The 18981-nt window shown below is 60.6% G+C and carries 11 protein-coding genes and 2 pseudogenes; 9 read left to right on the top strand and 4 right to left on the bottom strand.

Going from position 1 to position 18981, the window contains the following annotated elements:
* Positions 1–469 precede the first annotated feature (469 nt).
* Positions 470–1519 (bottom strand): annotated as a pseudogene (locus ACFXS9_RS20325) (IS110 family transposase).
* A gap of 62 nt (positions 1520–1581) precedes the next feature.
* Here ACFXS9_RS20325 and ACFXS9_RS20320 point away from each other — a divergent pair.
* Positions 1582–2684, top strand: a protein-coding gene (locus tag ACFXS9_RS20320; RefSeq protein ID WP_392691450.1) for an IS3 family transposase whose coding sequence is annotated in 2 segments (ribosomal slippage) — positions 1582–1837 and positions 1837–2684 — 1104 coding nt in all. Because the reading frame shifts where the segments join, the coding sequence is not laid out codon by codon here.
* On the opposite strand, the gene ACFXS9_RS20315 is transcribed toward ACFXS9_RS20320, so the two are convergent.
* The 3 genes from ACFXS9_RS20315 to ACFXS9_RS20305 all read right to left on the bottom strand — a co-directional run bounded on the left by ACFXS9_RS20315 (position 2654) and on the right by ACFXS9_RS20305 (position 5994).
* A complete protein-coding gene (locus tag ACFXS9_RS20315) occupies positions 2654–4723 on the bottom strand; it encodes a recombinase family protein (RefSeq protein WP_392691340.1) in 2070 nt (689 codons plus the stop codon). The genes ACFXS9_RS20320 and ACFXS9_RS20315 overlap by 31 nt on opposite strands.
* The gene (locus ACFXS9_RS20310; RefSeq protein WP_392689527.1) at positions 4713–4883 is read right to left on the bottom strand and encodes a hypothetical protein; all 171 of its coding nucleotides are present in this window, start codon (positions 4881–4883) and stop codon (positions 4713–4715) included. The genes ACFXS9_RS20315 and ACFXS9_RS20310 overlap by 11 nt, the downstream gene beginning before the upstream one ends.
* A 670-nt stretch (positions 4884–5553) precedes the next feature.
* A complete protein-coding gene (locus ACFXS9_RS20305; RefSeq protein ID WP_392691494.1) occupies positions 5554–5994 on the bottom strand; it encodes a hypothetical protein in 441 nt (146 codons plus the stop codon).
* A gap of 924 nt (positions 5995–6918) precedes the next feature.
* Between ACFXS9_RS20305 and ACFXS9_RS20300 the strand changes: the two are divergent.
* The 8 genes and pseudogenes from ACFXS9_RS20300 to ACFXS9_RS20265 all read left to right on the top strand — a co-directional run.
* A pseudogene (locus ACFXS9_RS20300) lies at positions 6919–7191 on the top strand (FHA domain-containing protein); the annotation flags it as partial.
* A 308-nt stretch (positions 7192–7499) separates the two neighbouring features.
* A complete protein-coding gene (tagH, locus tag ACFXS9_RS20295; RefSeq protein WP_392691492.1) occupies positions 7500–8663 on the top strand; it encodes a type VI secretion system-associated FHA domain protein TagH in 1164 nt (387 codons plus the stop codon).
* Positions 8663–9172, top strand: a complete 510-nt coding sequence (tssJ, locus tag ACFXS9_RS20290; protein ID WP_392691490.1) for a type VI secretion system lipoprotein TssJ — start codon at positions 8663–8665, stop codon at positions 9170–9172. The genes tagH and tssJ overlap by 1 nt, the downstream gene beginning before the upstream one ends.
* 74 nt (positions 9173–9246) lie before the next feature.
* Entirely contained in the window at positions 9247–10587 is a 1341-nt protein-coding gene (gene tssK / locus ACFXS9_RS20285; RefSeq protein WP_392691488.1) for a type VI secretion system baseplate subunit TssK, read from the top strand.
* Positions 10587–11483, top strand: coding sequence for a type IVB secretion system protein IcmH/DotU (gene icmH, locus ACFXS9_RS20280; protein WP_082637739.1), 897 nt, complete (start codon positions 10587–10589; stop codon positions 11481–11483). The genes tssK and icmH overlap by 1 nt, the downstream gene beginning before the upstream one ends.
* 6 nt (positions 11484–11489) lie before the next feature.
* On the top strand, positions 11490–15050 hold the full coding sequence (gene tssM / locus ACFXS9_RS20275) for a type VI secretion system membrane subunit TssM (RefSeq protein ID WP_392691486.1): 3561 nt from the start codon (positions 11490–11492) through the stop codon (positions 15048–15050).
* A 331-nt stretch (positions 15051–15381) separates the two neighbouring features.
* Positions 15382–16245 (top strand): serine/threonine-protein kinase, encoded by an 864-nt coding sequence (locus ACFXS9_RS20270; RefSeq protein WP_392699883.1) that lies wholly within the window; start codon positions 15382–15384, stop codon positions 16243–16245.
* 1666 nt (positions 16246–17911) lie between these two features.
* Positions 17912–18967: a hypothetical protein gene (locus ACFXS9_RS20265; protein ID WP_392691484.1), complete on the top strand. Its 1056-nt coding sequence runs from the start codon at positions 17912–17914 to the stop codon at positions 18965–18967.
* Positions 18968–18981: the final 14 nt, after the last annotated feature.

The following is an 18981-nucleotide window of genomic DNA, read 5'->3' as shown; positions in this document are numbered from 1 at the left end:
ACGGCTCGTTCTATCCTTGGCCGGTTGCGTCCTCTCATTCCAGCAAGGAGAAATTTGCGCCCTGGGCAGAAACCGCGCTGCCTCTCGTGAAGATCACCCGCGACTACGGGACGTTGGACTGGACGGCTGTCGCCGGGTCTACTCGACGGCAGTACGAGCAGCCTATGCTAATGCGCTCGATCCGGATTGGGTCCTGTGTGGACGACGCCAGCGTCGCAAGAAGAATCTGACGTGCAGCTTGCGGTCGGGTGCAAGTCATGTGTCCGGCCTGTTTGCGCGGCACCATGACCGCTGGCCCTGATGTAGTCCGCGGATCGGGTCCCAATCATTCGCACGGGCTTTGCCGCCCATGACCCAGAAGCGGGTTGTCCCAATCGACGGCTCGACCGTTTCGCATCACGCCATCATCACCCTCGCAATTCGGTTGTCTTGCTCCGCCGTCGCCTCACGCTCCCATTGCCAAGCCTCTTCAGGCGGCTGCAGCAAGCTCCGGCGTTCGATAGTATCCTCCCTTGGCCATGATCGCCCAAGCGATGCGCGCCATCTTGTTGGCAACGGCAACGGCGACGAGCTTGGCCGGCTTCTTGCCCAGCAGCCTCATGACCCAAGGATGCTTTTGCGGCTGCTGCCGGGCGTGTCGAACAACGGCTGTTGCACCGATAACGAGCAACCGTCGGAGATAGCGATCTCCCTGCTTGGAGATGCCGCCGAGCCGCTCCTTGCCACCCGTCGAGTGCTGCCGCGGCACAAGTCCGATCCATGCCGCAAAATCCCGACCGGATTTGAAGTCGCTCGGGTCTGTGACAGTAGAAGCAATGGCCGTGGCCCCGATCACGCCAATCCCGGGCACGGTCTCGAGGCGGCAGCTCATGTCATTGGCACGATGATGGGCGTGAATGGTGCGATCCAGAGTCCCGATCTGCAATTCCAGAGCAGCGAGTTGATCGATAAATGGTCTGCAACGCCTGTTTCATCGCAAAGGGAAGAGCTTCGCGATTACTCTCGTCCGTGATGATCGCGGCAAGCTGCGCGAGACCTTCGCGTCCTGTTGCCGCAACGAGGCCGAACTCGGCAAGGTGGGCTCGGAGCGCATTGATCAGCTGCGTGCGCTGACGGCTAAAAGATCTCGCGTTCGATGCAACATCAGCAAGGCTTGCTGATCGGCCGACTTGATCGGCACGAACCGCATTGATGGGCGTGTCACGGCCTCACAAATGGCGGCTGCGTCGGCAGCATCGTTCTTCGACCGTTTGACATAGCCCTTCACGTAGCTCGGCGGCATCAGGCGCACGGTGTGACCGAGCTTGGAGACTTCACGCGCCCAATGATGAGCGGTTCCGCAGGCTTCCATGCCGACCAGGCAAGGGGGAATCTTGCTAAAGAAGTCAATGACCCGCTTGCGACGCAACTGACGGGTGATGACGACCTTGCCCGCGCTATCCACGCCGTGCACTTGGAATACATACTTGGCGAGATCAACGCCGATGGTACTAAGAGCCGGCTCCGCAAATTTGAACAGGTCGATAAGTGGAGTTTCTGCCTGACAGCGGGCACGCTGGTGCCTGCGAATCAGGAGTGACGATGAGCAGACGAGCACGCCGGAACCACACACCGGCCTTCAAGGCGAAGGTGGCGCTTGCCGCCGTCAAGGGCGACCGGACGATAGCTCAGCTTGCCGAGCAGTTCGACGTCCACCCCAATCAGATTACGGCGTGGAAGGCGCAGCTGGAGGGCGGCGCTTCCGGAGTTTTTGGATCTGGCAGCGCTGCGCCGGCCACGCCTGCGATCGATGTGAAGTCGCTGCATGCCAAGATCGGGGAGTTGACGCTGGAGAACGATTTTTTAGAAGGAGCGCTCACCAAGGCGGGATTGCTGAGCGCAAAGCGATGATCGACCGCGAGCATGATCTGTCGATCACCAGGCAGGCGGAAGTTTTGCAGATCAGCCGCGGCAGCGTTTATTACCTGCCGCGGCCGGTGCCGGACGCCGATCTCGCGATCATGCGGCGTCTCGACCGGCTGCATCTGGAGTTTCCCTTCGCCGGTTCGCGAATGCTGAGAGGCCTGCTGGCTGCCGAGGGGTGCAAGATCGGCCGCCGGCATGTCAAGACGCTGATGCGGCGGATGGGGATAGAGGCGCTCTATCGCCGTCCGCGCACCACCAGACCCGAGCCCGGCCACAAGATCCATCCATACCTGCTGCGCGGCATGGAGATCACGCGACCGAACCAGGTCTGGGCGATGGACATCACCTACATCCCGATGGCGAGTGGCTTCGTCTATCTCGCCGTGGTGCTGGACTGGGCAACACGTCGTGTTCTGTCGTGGCGGCTGTCGATCACCATGGAAGCGACCTTCTGCGTCGAGACGCTGGAGGATGCCTTGGCTCGTCACGGCAAGCCGGACATCTTCAACACCGATCAGGGCTCGCAGTTCACCGGACAGGCTTTTACCGGCGTGCTCGCCGACAACGGCATCGCGATCAGCATGGACGGCAAGGGCGCATGGCGGGACAACGTGTTTGTCGAACGGCTCTGGCGCAGCATCAAATACGAGGAGGTGTACCTGCGGGCCTATGACAGCGTCAGCGAGGCGCGCAGCTCGATCGGCCGATATCTCGACTTCTACAACCGCGCATCAGAACACCCATCTGTCTATGTTGTTGAAGAGAAGAGACTTTGCTGATTGGGATGTGATCCCGTGGGGTATCTTGGGTTCTGTCGCGCTCGTTCGGCGATAGATTGAGCGGCAGCTGTTATCAGCAAGGCGCGAGCAAAAATCCACGGGCCGTCCGATAGCGGATGGATGGCTGCGATTTCGCCGGCTTCGGCGGCGAGCCGGAGCGTCTTGGGCGCAATCTTGAGGAGCTTTGCCGCGTTGCTGAGGTTTAGCCAGGGCTCGATCCCGTCCTCGGCGGGCTTGAACACCGGGATGCGATAGTTCGAGCGCATCGAGGTGACACGCTCGCGCGTCCAGCGATTGCCGTTACCGGTCTTGAGGCTGTTGCGGTTGAGCAGGCCGGCGATCAGATCGTCGCTGGCGATCAGCACCAGTTGGCGCACAGCTTCGACGATGTTGGCGGAGGTGCTGTTGCGCTGCCCGCGCCGGCGCTTGGGCAGGCGTATCTCGCTGTGAACGCCGCCGACCCAGTGGACGATGAGGACGATCTCGGAGGCCGCATCGTCGATATCGGCCACGACCTCATGGATGACGGTGCGCGCAATCCGCTTCTTGAGGCGCGCATCCGTCGTCGGCGCATCCCAGACCGTTTTGAGGTTCGAGGCCAGAACGCCAAGCGAAGCTGGATCGGCAATGGGGGCGGGCATCGCCGCATCATGCATGGCGATCTTGCCCTCGACCTCCGCCACGTGGGCGAGCGCCCTGTTCCAGCGCGCTTCAAGCTCGCCCGCCACCAGCCGGTTCGCGGGATCAGCGGCATCGTATTGCCGGAAGGCCCGGTCGACGGCATAGCGCGCCGCTTCGAGGTCGCGACTGAGAGCATCGCGCACCTGATCGCGCCGTTCCCTGGCTTCCTTGGCGGCAGCGGTCGCCGCGGCGATAGCGCCCGGACCGACGACGCCGAGCAGTGCTTCCTCGATGGCATCATCAACGCGCAGTCCGCCGAAGCCGATGCAATGAGGGCCGCCATTGTCCATCCAGGCGCGGCTGCAGCTGTAGCGCGGAATATGGCGCTTCATGCCGGAGTACCGGAGTGTGAGCTTGCGACCGCAGCGCCTGCAGCGGATCAGACCGGCCAGCAGCGCGTCACCATGCTTGGGCGCGCCGTGATACCGACTGGTGGGAACGTTGTTGCTGACCATGGTGCGGATTGCCTCGAACCTCTCCCAGCTCACGTACCCATCGTGGGTGTTGGGCTTCAGCGCCAACCATTCGTTCCGCGCCTTGCGGCGGATCTTCACGCTCACGCCCTCGGCACCGTATCCCGTCGCGACAGCCGTCTTACCATAGGCATAGGCGCCGCCGTAGACCGGGTTCTCAATGATCCGGTGGATGGCGGAGTAGCTTGGTCGCCGCCAGGCCGTGTCGCCATTGGTCTGCTTTACCGGCAGATCGAGATTGTACTCGTGGAGCCAGCAGAGCGCCTGTCGCGCGCTGCCCAGTTCCTCGACCTTGTCGAACACCAGCTTGATCGCTTCCTGGACCCGCCGATCCGGATCTTTCTCATAATGGTCGCCGGACTTCACGAACCCGACCGGCGCCGCCACCACCAACTCGCCCCGGCGCGCCTTCTCGTAGCGGGCCGAGAGCGAGCGCTGGCGCAACAGATCCAGTTCGTACTCGTTGAGGCTGCCCTTGAGCCCGAGCAACAGGCGATCGTTGCCGTGCCTTGGCGCATAGATGGTCTCCTGATCGACCAGAACGGTATCGACCACGCGGCACATCTCGATGAGTTGCTGCCAATCTCGGCTGTTGCGAGCGAAGCGCGAGACCTCGCGGGCGCAAACCGCACCAACCTTACCGAGGCAAACCTCCGCTACCATCCGCTCGAAGCCGGCGCGTTGGACCCCGCCGGCGGCCGAACGACCGAGATCATCATCAATCACGTCGATCTCTGACCACCCGAGCGCCGTCAGCCGGTCCCGCATGGCGTATTGCAACGCGCTGCTCTCGCGATTGTGCAACACCTGATGCGCCGAGGACTGACGCACGTAAAGAATCGCCTTGCGCTCGAGATGATGAGGCCTGATCTTGTCAGAGATCATGGCCGACCTCCTTCGCGCGCGGCGTCGCTGTCGTCGCAGCATGGCCGAGAATCAACTGCGTCATCAGACTGGTCAGCGCCGCCCGCGCTTCCGCCGGCAGTTCCGACCATGCTGGCGCGCCGAGGGCGCCGTTCGACAGGCCGCTCCCGAACAGATCCATCTGCGGCTGCGACCGCGGTTGTCGATTGTGTCGGTATCCGCTCCCTGGCATTGCCGTCTCGCGTGACATGAGTCGCTCCCCGATTCTGGTCGTGAGAGGCTCTGGATGCGCTAGAAAGCAGGGCAGCTGATGGCGCTCGATCCATCAACGCCAGATCGAGAAGCGCAGAAAGCGCTGCAAGTGCGGTTATGCTGACAAATGGCCGAGCTGCCAAAAGCTCCGCCTCAGGGCATGCCGTCCGGTCGAACATCCATGCTGGAACCTCCAGCCAACGATCTGCTTGCGATCCATCCAGCGTGCAGCGGAAGGCGACATCGCCAGCCTTGTCGACGGCCCCATGAACGCAAACTCGGCAACCAAACCAAGGATGATATCGATAAAGAACCTCGCGAAGAACGGTCCTGTGGGCGTTCTCAAACCTCGTTGTATAACAGCAGGCGTCCCCATTCGAGTCTTGACGGCAGCACGCCGGATCACGCCTACTTCACCCCGCTGCCACTCCGCATGGCAGCCTAACCCCGGCAGAGGCTCCACCTATCGACGCGGAAACTCTGTTCAGACGACCGGGACCAGCTCTCTAACCTGCATGTGGACGACCCTTCCAGTGATTCGTTGCTCAACGATCACCCTTTGGCACATTCGATACCGGTAGCGGGCGTCGTCCACCACATCATTCGCGTTTACGAGAGGGCTTCAGATCTTCAAGTAGCTTGCGCGAAGCGCTCGGGATGTACGTACCGAGATAGGCGACGTCGCCTTCCAGCGGGCCCGGCCCGGGGAAGGAGCGGATTTCGAGTCCCGGGATGGAGAACTTCGTGCGGGCGCTCCCGTTGGCGTGGTTGCAGAAGATCCAGTCCGGATATTTAGGGCGGCCGTCCTTTCCGCGGTCCCTCCAGGGATTGACCATCAATGCCGTTCGCCCGGTGAGGACGGCGCCGGGTGTCGGCTTCCCGAGTATCGGCGCCCAACGGGCGTAGGCCAGCTCCTCCGGAGAACGGCCGTCCAGTTTGCCGTAGACGCCCTCCGCGATCCGGACGAGCTGCCCGGACTCCGCCTGACGTTGGATCGCGCGATCGATCGCCCCGCCGGTAAATTCAAGGCCGTCTGTCATGACCGGAGGCCATTGAAGATTTATTCTTGTCGCTAAAGACAACTTAATGTGGAGATTTTGTCGCAATTTAGAACTTAACGGGACGAAACCTGCAGAACACAATTTTGGAATGGAACTGGGGCCGAATAACCATGTTGTCGCTATGGTTGATATAATCTGGCAATATGTCGCTACTGGCAACTTATCACTATGACCTGCCTCCGAACTTCCATCCAGCAGTGCTTTGCGTCTCGGATCAGTCATCAACAAACCTTTCGAAGTGCCTGAAGTCACGGATAACGCGGTCGTCCACGAAAATCGCCAAGATCAAGGCGTGGATCGCCCGACCGCCGAGTCGTCGTGGTCTGGCAGACTTCGTCTTTCCGTCGATTGAAGGATACGATTCCAGTGTTGGACCGTCGGCGTCCGGCGTGGAAGCGACGCTTACCGATTCAGCACGGATGGACGACACAGGGATGAAGCAAAGAAAACGCCATATCGGGCATCAGGTTGAGACATGTCCGGTGTCCGACAGCCGCAACGCCTCTGTCAGGTTGAGAACACCTGCCGCGTTTCGCCGAACCTAAGTTTTTTCAACCTAATCAGTAGCTTAAATGAGGGGATGCCATTGGCACGGCCGTTGCTATTGAGATCTGGCAACACTGATTGGCTGAGTACACGCAGATGCGTAAGACGAGCGATGCTCTCCTGTCCTTAGGGCCGTGTGCCTCGATCCTGAGAGGAAATGCCGGCGCGTCCTCCAGTGGATCTGAGAACGCACGAAAAGATCTTCGTTCTTCCTGCACAAAAGGGGCGCGTGAACCAGTCGATCGGCTCCACAACAATGGTGCGGAACAGGCGGCGCGGCAATGCTGGTGCGCACGCAATTCTAAAGCGACGCTCGTATATTGACGTGCGCTGGGTGAGCAAGCCTGAGGGGGCGGGATGCATCTCATACTCGAAGTCGTCGGAGAGAAGGCTGAGCCGCTAGGTCGTAACGCTAGACAGGCGTTTGGACCAAAAGGGGGCTCCCTGGGGCGCGGGTTCGGCTGCAACTGGCAGCTTCCAGATCGAACCAATACGCTGTCAGCACGCCACGCATTGATCGCATTTAATGGCATCGGCTTCATAATCACCGACACCAGCACCAATGGTGTCTACATCAACACCGTTGACGCGCCGTTGGGACGCGGCAATACAGCACCGTTGGCCGATGGCGATACACTCTACATGGCGAGTTACATCATCTCGGTCGTGATCGAGAACGATCCTGTCGAGGAACGTCAACGGCTCGGGCTGACGGGCTCGAACGCTGTGCGTCTCGGCGGTGCAACACGGACGTTGCCGTCGCCTTTCCTCGCCCAAGAGTTTGCGACAGCACATGATTCGACTGCCGGACTATTAGGCGTCGTTGCGAATGTTCAACTCGACCCGTTAATGGCGCCCGGCAACACCCAATTGTCCTCCTATTCAGCTGCGAAAGTGGAGCCGCAAGCCGTCGTTTCGCGACAAACGACCCATCCGTTGTGTTTGCCTGGAGACGAGACGCTCGGCAACGACACAGGCTCTGTCGAGCCGAATCTGCTGGCAGACGTTCCGCAGCGGCCGTCCAGCTCGGCCATCGCGGTCATGCATCCCTCGGGTGCGCTGTTGGGCAAAATTCCATCAGTTCCGTTATCGTCGGTGGCCCCCCGCTTGTCGAGCCATCGAATCCGCCTCCGCCGTCGCTCTCGGATGAAGGTTGTGCACCGGCGAATGGTCAACCTGCGTCAATCATTCCTGAGGATCTCGACCTTAGCGATCTGTTGCCGGGAGCGGCCTCGCGCCGGACGCCATGGGTGCCATCGCAGCGAACAAATGCGCGTCTCGACATACCGAACGAAGCGCTGCAGATCGCGCGCAAGCCGCTCGCTCCTCCCCCGATGAATGATCTCGGGAAATTACGGGATCCTGGCACAAGGTCGCCCCCGCCCGATGAGCGGGAGCTTGATCGGCTGGCGGGCCTGAAGGAAGCTGCTGCGCAGCGCGCTGTCGGCGCTCCCGAAATGAGCAGGGCGACAACCAGCAGGGCTCCGCCGTTGCTTGCGGCCTCTCCGTCCGACGCAGACGAACTGCAGGCGTTCTGGAATGCGCTCGGGTTCAATCCGGACCTTGTGCCACCAGCACAGCGCCGAGAGTTCTTTGCCGAACTCGGCCGTGCAATCGCCGAGATGACGAACGGCCTACATTCGATACTGGCGGCGTGGGCTATGGTCAAGAACGAATGCCAGATCGGGCCGACGCAGACACGCGCTGGGAACGACAACGCAGTACAGTTCACCAACAGCAGTCATGCCCTGCGCGAGGCACTCGCAAAGGATCGCGGATTCCTGTTGCTCTCGCGGTCGGTGCGCGCAGGCTTCGACGACATCAAGGCTCATGAGGTCGCGGCCATAGCGGCGATGAGAGGGGCGGTCAGCAATGTGCTAACGCGTATGAGTCCCCCGCGTATCGAGAGCGACGGTGCTAACAGTGGGCTTTTCGGCGCCCGCATCAATAAGGCCAAGTTGTGGGATCGATTTGTGGAACTGCACGCGTCGATGGTCAGTGACATTGATCGAACTGCTCGCTCCTATATCGCAGAAGAGTTTACCCGAAGCTACGAGTCGCAACTCTCAGCACCTGGCCAGAATGAAGGGAAGACGGCGTAATGGCGCCGCCGAAGAAACTTCAGCGGTTGTTCATCGTTGGCGGTGCGTTGCTGGTGGCCGCTGCAGCCACTAGTTGTTCGACTGACAAGACCGCTAAGACGACGCCGATCAAGTTCGTGGTCGAGGCCGATGAACTCGTCAATCCAAACGCGCACGGCAAGCCGTCGCCGGTTGTCGTCCGTATCTATGAGCTGAAGTCGACGGCCAGTTTCACGCAAGCGCAGTTCTTCGAGCTATTCGACGATGACGCCAAACGCCTCGGGCCGGATCTGGTGGCTAAGCGCGAGATCGAGCTGACGCCTGGCGAAAAATTCGATTTCGAGCGCAACACGCCGATCGAGACTCGAAATGTCGGCGTGATCGCCGGCTTCCGCTCGGGCAATGATGCGCAATGGCGCTCAACTGCTGAAATCAAGCCCGATCGCGACAACAGGATCTCGGTAAAGCTGACTGCGCAGGCTGTCAGCATTGAGGAGGAGACGAGCCGAAACTGGTGGAAAATCTTCTGACCAGTCCGTCGTGATCGCAACGGCCGCCGGGCCGATGCACCTTTTGTAAAGTCAGCGAAGAGGCGCCTGAAACAGTGTCTGCGACAAGCAAACCGATCTGGTCCGAAGGCATGTTGGTGCGGCCGCAGCACTTTCAGCAATACGACCGCTGGATCGAGCAACTGGTCGAGAACCGCGTTGCTGGTCTGGTCGGCTACGGCTGGGGCGTTCGAAAAATTTCCTTTGATCGTAATCTTCTGGCGCTTGGCCAAGTCGCCCTGACCGAACTTGAAGCCATTATGCCCGACGGCACGGCCCTTCGCATGCCGGAGCATGTCCGCCTTCCGATCGCACGAATCCCTCCGCCGACTGCGAAAAACCTGCTGGTCAAGATCGCAGTGGGCACGCGCCGACAGGCCGGCAGCGACGTCTGTTCCGGGGATGAACTATCGCGCCGCCACGATCAGGAGGTCTTGCAGTTCCGGAATGCGAGCGCGCCTGAAAAGGCTCCGGTCGATATCAGGGTTGCGTCGCTAACAACACATCTCATGTTCGACGGCGAGGAGCAGGATGATCTGATCTCGCTGCCTATTGGCCGCATCCGTGATATCGATCCGGCTCGCGCGATTACTTTATCCGACACCTACGTTCCGCCCGCCATCGACATTCACGCAGCCAAGCCGCTGATTGCGCTGTTGAACGAGGTCAGATCGCTGCTGCGGACACGCGCAGAGGCGCTTGCTGCGCGCGCGGATCCCTCGCGCGCGACGGCAGACGGAGCCGGACTGATTGACCTTGTCACTTTGTCGGTCGTGAACGGCGCAGAAGCCGTGTTCGACCACTTCGCAGCAACACGTGGGCATCATCCTGAAACCCTCTTCCGCGCATTGCTGAGCCTTACCGGGCAGCTGTCGAGCTTCGTTGGCGACCGCCGCATACTGCAAGGGATGCCTCCCTATCGGCATGAGGATCTCGAAAGCTGCTTCACGCCGTTGGCTGATATCCTGCGTCGGCTGCTGTCTGTCGTGATCGAGAGCGCCGCAATATCGCTCCCGTTGCAGGACCGGGGCTACGGCATCCTGATCGGCCTGATCACCGACCGCACCTTGTTCCAGGACTCTCGGTTCGTTCTCGTCGCCGTGGCAAGCGTACCGACCGAGACGTTGCGCAACCAGCTTCCGGCGCAGATGAAAGTAGGCTCGGTCGAGCAGATTCGCGATCTCGTCAATCTTCAGCTCCCGGGTGTCCCGATTCACGCGCTCGCGGTGGCGCCGCGCGAGTTGCCCTACATCCAGAATGCCGTCTATTTCGAGCTCGACCAGTCGGTGGAGCTGTGGCGTATCCTGCCGCGCTCGGCGGCCTTTGCTTTCCACGTCAGCGGTGACTACTCCGATCTCCATCTCGAGTTCTGGGCCATCCGTAGGCAACGTGCGTGATGGGCCCGAAACACATGGATGAACCGACAGTCATTGGACGCAGGCCAGTCGGTCCGACCCGTAACACTCAAAGCGGGCAACCTTCCGCTTGCGGTCCGCCGAAGATCGAGGCCCCGACCGGTCCTCACACGTGGTCACCTGTACCTGAATCCGACGACGTATGGGCCGCCAACCATACCGAGATCGTTCTGCAAAATCTCTTCGAGCCAAAGGCAGTGGAGGACGCCTTGGTCGCGGCCGCGACACCGCTCCTTTTGGTCGTCGCGCAGCTTCGCGTCGTCAGCAATGCCGATATCGGCGCGCTGCGTCGCGGGATGGTCGAGCAAATCCGCCGCTTCGAGGAGCGTGCCGCCAAAGATCAAGCGGGCGGCGGCGATATAAGAGCCGCCCGTTACGTGATATGCGCGTTGCTGGACGAAGCAGTGATGACCACGCATTGGGGCAGTGAAAGCGCCTGGAGTGACAACAGCCTGCTCAACCAGTTCCATAACGAGACGTGGGGTGGCGAGAAGGTCTTCCAGATACTCGAACGCGTGCAGGAAAAGCCGGCCAAATACCTCGCGTTGCTGAAGCTTATCAACATCTGCTTGTTGATGGGGTTTGAGGGCAAATATCGTGTGGTGGAAGGGGGCCGCGAGCGGCTTGAAGACCTGCGTTCCGACGTTCAGCGTTTGTTGCGGGATTATGCGAGCGAACCACCGGCCGAACTATCGATCCGATGGCGCGGCGCCAAAGTGCGTACGGGCGTGCGTCGCTACGTGCCGTTATGGATCATCTTTGTCGCCGGCGTCGTCACTATGCTGACCAGCTACAGCGTCTTCCATTGGCGCCTATCGGACGAACTCGCGCCCGTCGAGCAGCTGCTCGTCGTGATCGGCCAGTCTGGGCCACGCTAAAGGGAGGTGCAGGTGTTTGGCGCTCAATTGGCGGCACTCTTTTCGGTTCGAGGCATCATCACGCTGACCGCCTTGTTGATGGTCGACGCGTTGATCTGGTTCGGCGGCCCCAACCTTGACCTGTTCGGTCAGCATCCGTTCGGCTCGGTGATTGTTCGTGCCGCTACAATCGGCTGCCTCTTCCTAGCGGTCGTCGTCATCATCCTTGTCCGTTACTGGCTGGCGCGCCGTGCTAACCGGCGTGTTATCATGTCGCTGATGGAGAGCGAGGGCCTCGGCACGACGTCCAAAAATCGTGGCCAGGAGGAGGTCGAGCTGATCCGTAGACGCTTCGAGGACGCGCTGAAGGTCCTGCGCGATACAGTGTTCGCCGGCAAGCGCGGGCCGAGCTATCTGTTCGAGTTGCCCTGGTATATCATCATTGGGCCATCGGGCGCCGGCAAGACAACGATCCTGCGCAACTCGGGCCTCGAGTTTCCGCTGACTGAGCGGCTCGGCGTCGATCCGGTGGCGGGCCTCGGCGGCACGCGGAACTGCGACTGGTGGTTTACCGAAGAAGCAGTCTTTATCGACACGGCAAGCCGTTACACGACACAGGATACGGATGCCGAGGTCGATCGCGCGGCCTGGCACGGCTTTCTCAATCTTCTCACGATGCATCGGCGCCGGCGGCCGATCAACGGCATCTTGGTTGCGATCAGTCTGTCCGATCTCTTAATGGGTAACGGGCGCAGGCTCGCCCAGTCGATTCGTTCGCGGATACATGAGCTACTGAAGACGTTTGGCATGCGCATTCCGGTCTATGTTCTGGTGACCAAGTGTGATCTCGTGCCCGGCTTCGCTGAATATTTCGACGATCTCGACCATGAGGACCGCGCCCAGGTCTGGGGCAAGACCTTTCCTCTCGAGGGGCCAGGCGATCACATCGACGATGTCGTAACGCTTGAGATCCAGGAACTTGCCGAGCGGCTCGAGAGCAAATTGGCGTTTCGCATGCATGACGAACGCAATCCCAACCGTCGTGCAATGATGTATCTGTTCCCGAAAGAATTGTGGAGCATCCGGACCGCGGTCGCCGGCTTCGTTAGCGAGGTCTTCCGGCCGAGCCGCTTCGAAGTGCGACCAATGCTGCGTGGGATCTACCTGACAAGCGCCGCCCAGGAGGGAATGCCGGTTGAGAGGATGAGCGGTGCAATCAGAAGGAATTTCGGTCTGCACGCGGGCCCGCCCACGTCGTCAGTCGGGCCGGGAAAGACATTCTTCATCAAGCAGTTGCTGACCGATGTGATCTTCGCGGAGCAGGGACTGGTCGGCCGCAATCTCAAACTCGAACGCAAGCTCGCGATGGTGCACTGGGGTGGCTATCTCGTGGCGGTCATACTGGCGGTAGCCGCATTGACTCAGTGGTACGACGCCTTCGCCCGCAGCGAAGCGCGCATCGCTGAAACCAGAATGGCCGCACAGACGACGCAAGCGCGCCTCGAGGAAGCGCGCGAGCCGCTGGACCTGATAAAGCTCCTGCCGACCCTCAATGCCGCGCGCCGGCTGCGTCTGGCAGCTGGCGAGAACACTTGGGTTGCATGGCTCGGTGGCCTCGGGATTTCGGCGAACCCGGTGCTCGCGCCAGCCGCGCAACAAGCTTATGATCAGATTCTGGTCGACCGCCTGCTGCCGGTTTTTGCCGGAAGGCTCGCCGTTCGCATCGACGAGCTATTGCGGTCTGGCAATGATACTCTGCTGGACCAAGCCAAGGAAAGGTTCCGCACCTATTTGATGCTGAGCGATCCGAGGCATTTCGATCGCGGCAACGTCGAGCAGGCTATGCGCAGTGAAGTGGCGCTTGCGTTTGCGCTCGAGACGACATCAGCGGGCGAACTGCAGAAGCATTTTTCGCGCCTCATCGAGTTGCTGCCGAAGCCCATCACGAATGACCAGAAATTCGTGATTGCGGTCGGCTCGCGGCTTATGGAACGTCCCCTCGTCGAGCAGGTCTACGCCCGGCTTTTGCGCGAAGGCGCTCAGAACACGCGGCTCCGGCCAATCGACCTGGTCAGTCTGCTGGGAGCCGGCCAGCTGGAGATAAAGTCCCAGGCTGTTTTCCCCACAATTGGCCAGCAGGAGCTAGCTTCTTCGGGTGGTACTGCGATCATCCCGGGCATCTTCACACGGGCTGGTTTGATCGATTTCCTGCTGCCGCACCTTCCACTCATCATCCAAGACGAGCAAAGCGGCGACTGGGTCCTTGCCGGCAGCTCCTTCGACGCGGCGGATACACAACAAGTCGTGCGCAAGGTCATCGATCGCTATGTTGCCGATTACATTCGCATTTGGACAAACGCGCTGAGCAGCGTCCGCGTCGTCAAGTTCGACGATATACAGCGCGCCTCGGCGATCCTGCGCGGGCTGGCCGGCCCGGAAAGCGCACTGCAGCAGATCATTTCCCTCGTCCGCGACAATACGAACCTGCCGCCGCCCGGAGAGCAAACCGCGGCCAAGGCGGGTGAGACAACGGCCGCCGTTTTCTCGGCGGCATTCGGCGACGCCCCCTGGCCTGGAACACGGATCACCGAAGCCTTCCGGCCTCTGGTCCAACTGGGCATAGGCGGAGCCTCGGGACAGGCGGCCAGCATGGATCGCATCCGCGATCTTTTCGGCGGCCTGCATGCAACGACGGCCAGTATCGCGACCGCGCCCGATCCCGACCAGGCCGCATTTCAGCTCTTTCAGCGGCGCGTCAAGGATCCGAGCAACGATGCCTTCGGCACCTTGCGCGCTGACTCGGCGCTACGACCCGAGTTGGTCCGTACCATCATGAACGACATCGCGCTCTCGACATGGAGCGTCTTGCTTCGACAGGCACACGGTCATGTCAATGCTGTGTGGACGCGGGAAGTGGCGCCGATCTGCCAAGCTGGCGTCTACCAGCGTTATCCATTGTTTGCGGCCGCGACCGAGGACGTAACTTTAAAGGACTTCAGCGATCTCTTTCGCCCCGGCGGAATCCTCGATGACTTTTTTCAGAAATACCTGTCGCCATTCGTCATCGAGGGCAGAACCGGCCTTGGGCTGGCAACCATCGACGGTGCGGCGGCGCCGATCCATGCTGATGCCCTGACTCAATTTCAGCGCGCGCGAGAGATCTGCAGGTCCTTTTTCAGCGGCTCGGGCTCTGTACCGGCCGTGAAGTTCAGCATCAAGCCGGTCTATCTCGCCTCCAAACTGCTGCGCGCGACTTTTGTCATGGATGGCAAGGAGATCGTCTATCGTCACGAGGCGCCCCGTGCCTACGACCTTGAATGGCCGAGTCGAACCGATGCAAGCACGGCCTCCGTCACACTTGTCTCCGTGGATGGAACTGAGGAGAAGATTGAGCGCTCGGGCCCTTGGGCTCTGTTTCGTCTCGTCGACGCCTCGCGGCCCTCCTCGCGTGGCGCTCCCGACCGTTTCACCATCACAATCGGTCGACCTGACCGGCCCGACGTGACCTATGAACTGCGGGCGGAAAGTGTGAGCAATCCGTTCAGCTTGAGTGTCCTTCGTTCGTTCCGATGTCCGGATCACCTATGATAGGCGCGCCGTGAAAGTTCTTTTTAGCTTTTTTCGGGAGGAGGCGGGCACATGCCGCTGGCGGCACCTTGGCCCGAGGGGTTGGTTCGGCCGCAACGCTGGTACGCCGTCCCCTGGTGGCGACGAGTAAGCTACGCGACACGTGCCAGGTAGGCCGCAACCAGATCGTAACGGCAACACCGTATCACGAGCTCAACGGATTATTGGCGGTCGACGTTCCGACGGGCAGGGTCCTGCCTTGCGCTCTTGCGCAACAGGCTATCAACGACACGAGTGCGATCGTCGAATGCCTGGCCGAGGCTGCATTGTGAGTACGGCCCCCTTGGGATACGTGCTCGGCGGCCGTTTCGACCTGGCGGAGGTCATTAGCGAGGGCGGCACCAGCACCGTCTATCGTGCGATTGATCGCATCGGCCTGTGGGCGCGCGAACAAAGTCCAGAAGTCGCAGTGAAGGTCATCCAACCACATGCGAAGATCCGCCAGGAATTAGTGGAGTTGTTGCACCGCGAGGCGCGTCTTTTGCGTGATTGCGTACACCGGAATTTGGTGCGGATCTACGATTCCGACTACGACGGCAAGTACCATTACCTAGTCATGGAGTTCTTAAAGGGCCGCTCGCTGGCGCAGATCTTGGTCGATCGTCAGGGACGGCCGCTGTCACCCTCTGTGTCCTTTCAGATCGTCCGCGCCGCCGGGCAGGGCCTCGTCCACATGCATCGTCTAGGGATCGTCCATGGTGACCTCAAGCCGAGAAACATCTTCATGACCTCGACCGGCGAAATCAAAATTGTGGACTTTGGGACAGTCCTCATGCTGGACGGTCCGCGGCACCACGAAAGGGCTGCGGCTCTGCTCGATCAGATTGGACTGTTGACACCGGCTTATGCGTCGCCGGAGATGCTGATGGGTGAGCCACGGGCAGAAAGCGACGATGTCTATTCTCTCGCGGTGGTCGCCTACCTGACCCTGACCGGCACCCACCCGTATGCGCAGTGGCCAGCCAACGAGGCGCTCAACGCAAATCTCACACCGCCGCCGCCGCCGACTATTTCGCCAGCGCAATGGCGGGTGCTCGCTTCGGGCCTTGCCCTCAACCGCCGCGACCGTATCGAAACCGTCGGTGAGTTTGTCCAGCGCCTTGGCCGCCCGCCCTGGTTCTACCGATTGTGCGGTCAACGCGCGCCGCTGTCGTAAAGCGAGAGCAGGCGCCCTCGAAGCTACATTTCTCTGTAGGAAGCAAAAAAGCCAGAATGCGAGGTCATCGAGAGCGGACAGGCTCTCTTTTTGAGTGCTCATCGGCAACGCGAGAGAGGATCTCTCCTCTCCGCCAGAATTCGCCCGAAGCGCCGCAATTCAAATTGTATCGATAGATCCGCGGAACGAGATTTGGTGGTTTCGTCGCCGGATTACGGCGCGGCTCACCCGTTTCGGATTGACGGCCAGATCAAGCAATCTTTGCATACGGCCGACTTGGACGAGGCGAACACCTCCGCTGCCAGAACGCACCCCTGTACGACGAGCGGTCTCGGCCGAATTTGGAGACCGGCGCCAGGGAGGCCGCCCGACCGCTCGTCGCGCCGGAAAATCGCGAGCCCGGCCATGCGGATATTTTATAAAATGCCAACGCCGGTTCCTTCATTCCTTCTTTTTGGGGTGTGGCACCTCTACGCCGATCAAGTCCATTTCCCACCCGCCTGAGCCGCCAGAAAACGCGCCACCCCGAGCAGTTCAAAGAAGGCGACATCTACATTGCTCGCTATGTTTTCACGAGGCCCGCGATCATCGGCGAACCGAATTGGCACTTGGCACTGCCGGCAATCCTGCTATCGCGATCAACGTCGCTCGACACGCCAATAGCGCCACTCATTGGTGGCCTTAGACGTTGCTATGACCGCGGTTCTCTGGCTTGCGCGGAAGGCAACATCGAGACCAAGTTTTCCTCGCGGCCAGGCACCCACTTGCCGGCGCAAAGCGTCAACCAGGAGAAGCTTTTCGATGCCGCGGATCGGGACGGCCCCGTGCCAGCGGACAGCTTCTATGGGCCGGAGTTTTGCACGGAATGGGTTTAACGACCCACTCGCTGGTCTAGCGTAAATTGTGAATCAAGAGGAAGGTTGCGCCGGGCAGTGCGGGCCAACCTCGCCAATGTCGGCAACAATCACCTGGAAGCAAATCCGGGGGCCTCGATATTCGATCGCCGATCGTACCTCCGAAGTGGGACGATCGCTTTCGGACGCCGCTCGTAAGTCAGACATTTACAACCTAATCGGTGGACGCGCGCCGGCACAGTCTTTGCTAATGAGATGCTTAGTCATTCTCATTCAGATCGGAGATGGATATGTCAGGCACCGGGGGAGTTCGCACATTTCCCAATCTCGGACTGACAGCACTGAGGGCAAGACCAGGTCTCGAGATGAAATGGGTTTTGCTCCTGGCGAAAGTAGCCGAACCTCCAGTTCTGTTCCGCTCGAGATGTGTCCTGAATCGCCAGACCTAGTGGCTCCCGCCGTTCGCATGGAGCGCGGCGCACTAAGTCGGGAAGTCAACGTGTCAGGCTCTGGTGGCGAGCCCGGGTCCAGCAATCAAGCACTGCACCGGCGAGCCGCGCTGGTTCCTTATCCGGAAGACGCGGCGCTGATCAGCGCGGCGGGCCAGGCGGCCAGAGCCGATATTGCGGCGCGGCGTCCCTGGGAGCAGCTCGGGAGTCTGTCACAAGTCTCCTGTGCTGCTTATAATCTTCGCAAGTTTAGCGATTGGCTTCGAAGAGAGTATAAAACCGCGATAGCCGGCCGCCTCAGCGAGGTCTCGCTGGAAGAAGATACCATCTCGTTCTCGCGTGCCTACTCGAGGAGTTGCCTCAGTGCCGGCTCATGATGCTTCAAAGGCACCGTGCCGAGCCCGGGCCCGGCGATCAAGCACCGCGCCGGCGAACCCGGCGGGTTATCCAGAAGACGCGGCGCTGATCAACGCGGCGGCCGAGGTGGCCAAGGCGAACATTGACGCCGGGACGCCCTGGCCCTTCGTCGGAACTCGGAAAAGAGTCAATCAAGCAGGTCGGCGTCTTAAGGGGTTTAGCGAGTGGCTCAAAAGGATGAGCAAAAGAGCTATAGCCGACCGCCTCAACGACGTCTCGCTGAAAGAAGACATCACGGCGTTCTATAACGCTAAGCATCAGTACAGCGTGGACTCTGGCGTCAGGATGCTTCGGGAGCACGCGAGGGACCTGGAGGAGTTCGCCGCGGACCTGGAACAGCAGCTTGAACTAAATGAGGCACCGTCGGCGGCTGGAGAAGGTGCTCACCAGTACAGCTCGCTACAGCCGCTCTTCACCCAACTATTCGGGGAAACGCCGCCATCGGAATCACCACCGTCGTCTCCAGGGTTGCGCGGCGGCGGTTCGGATCTTAATGCGGCCATATCGCCCATGATGCGCGACGATGCTTTCGATGCGCCGATGCCCGACATCGCTGAGCAATCGCCGTCCGCTGGTGAAGCCGGTGGTTCGCACTTGAGAGACGACGCTCAGCGTCACAGCGCGCTACAACTGCTCTTCACGCAACTGTTCGGGGAATCTCCGCCGCCATCGGAATTACCACAGTGGTCTCCAGGCTTGCGCGGCGGCGGCTCGGATTTTAATGGGGCCATATCGCCCATAACGCGCGACGCTGTGGCACGAGAGGATTTCGGATATATCATCGACCTTGGCTGGGGTCACGGGCCCCAACCAGCCCCAGACGTCCTGATCGGTGCACTCAACAGAAGGAGGATTTTGCCGACACCGCTCCAGCCGATGATAGACTTTTACATCCGCGGTCAGCCCTATACAGCGCAGTTGGGGAGAGGGAACAGGGAAGTGAGCCCGAACAATCCGCTAGGCTTGAATATTATTCTGATCCCTCGACTTAAAGGAGGCTGAATACCGTCCTTGCA

The organism is Bradyrhizobium sp. RDI18 (assembly GCF_043203335.1).
In the GTDB taxonomy this organism is placed as follows: Bacteria; Pseudomonadota; Alphaproteobacteria; order Rhizobiales; family Xanthobacteraceae; genus Bradyrhizobium; species Bradyrhizobium retamae.
This window is presented reverse-complemented; position numbering and strand designations above follow the sequence as displayed.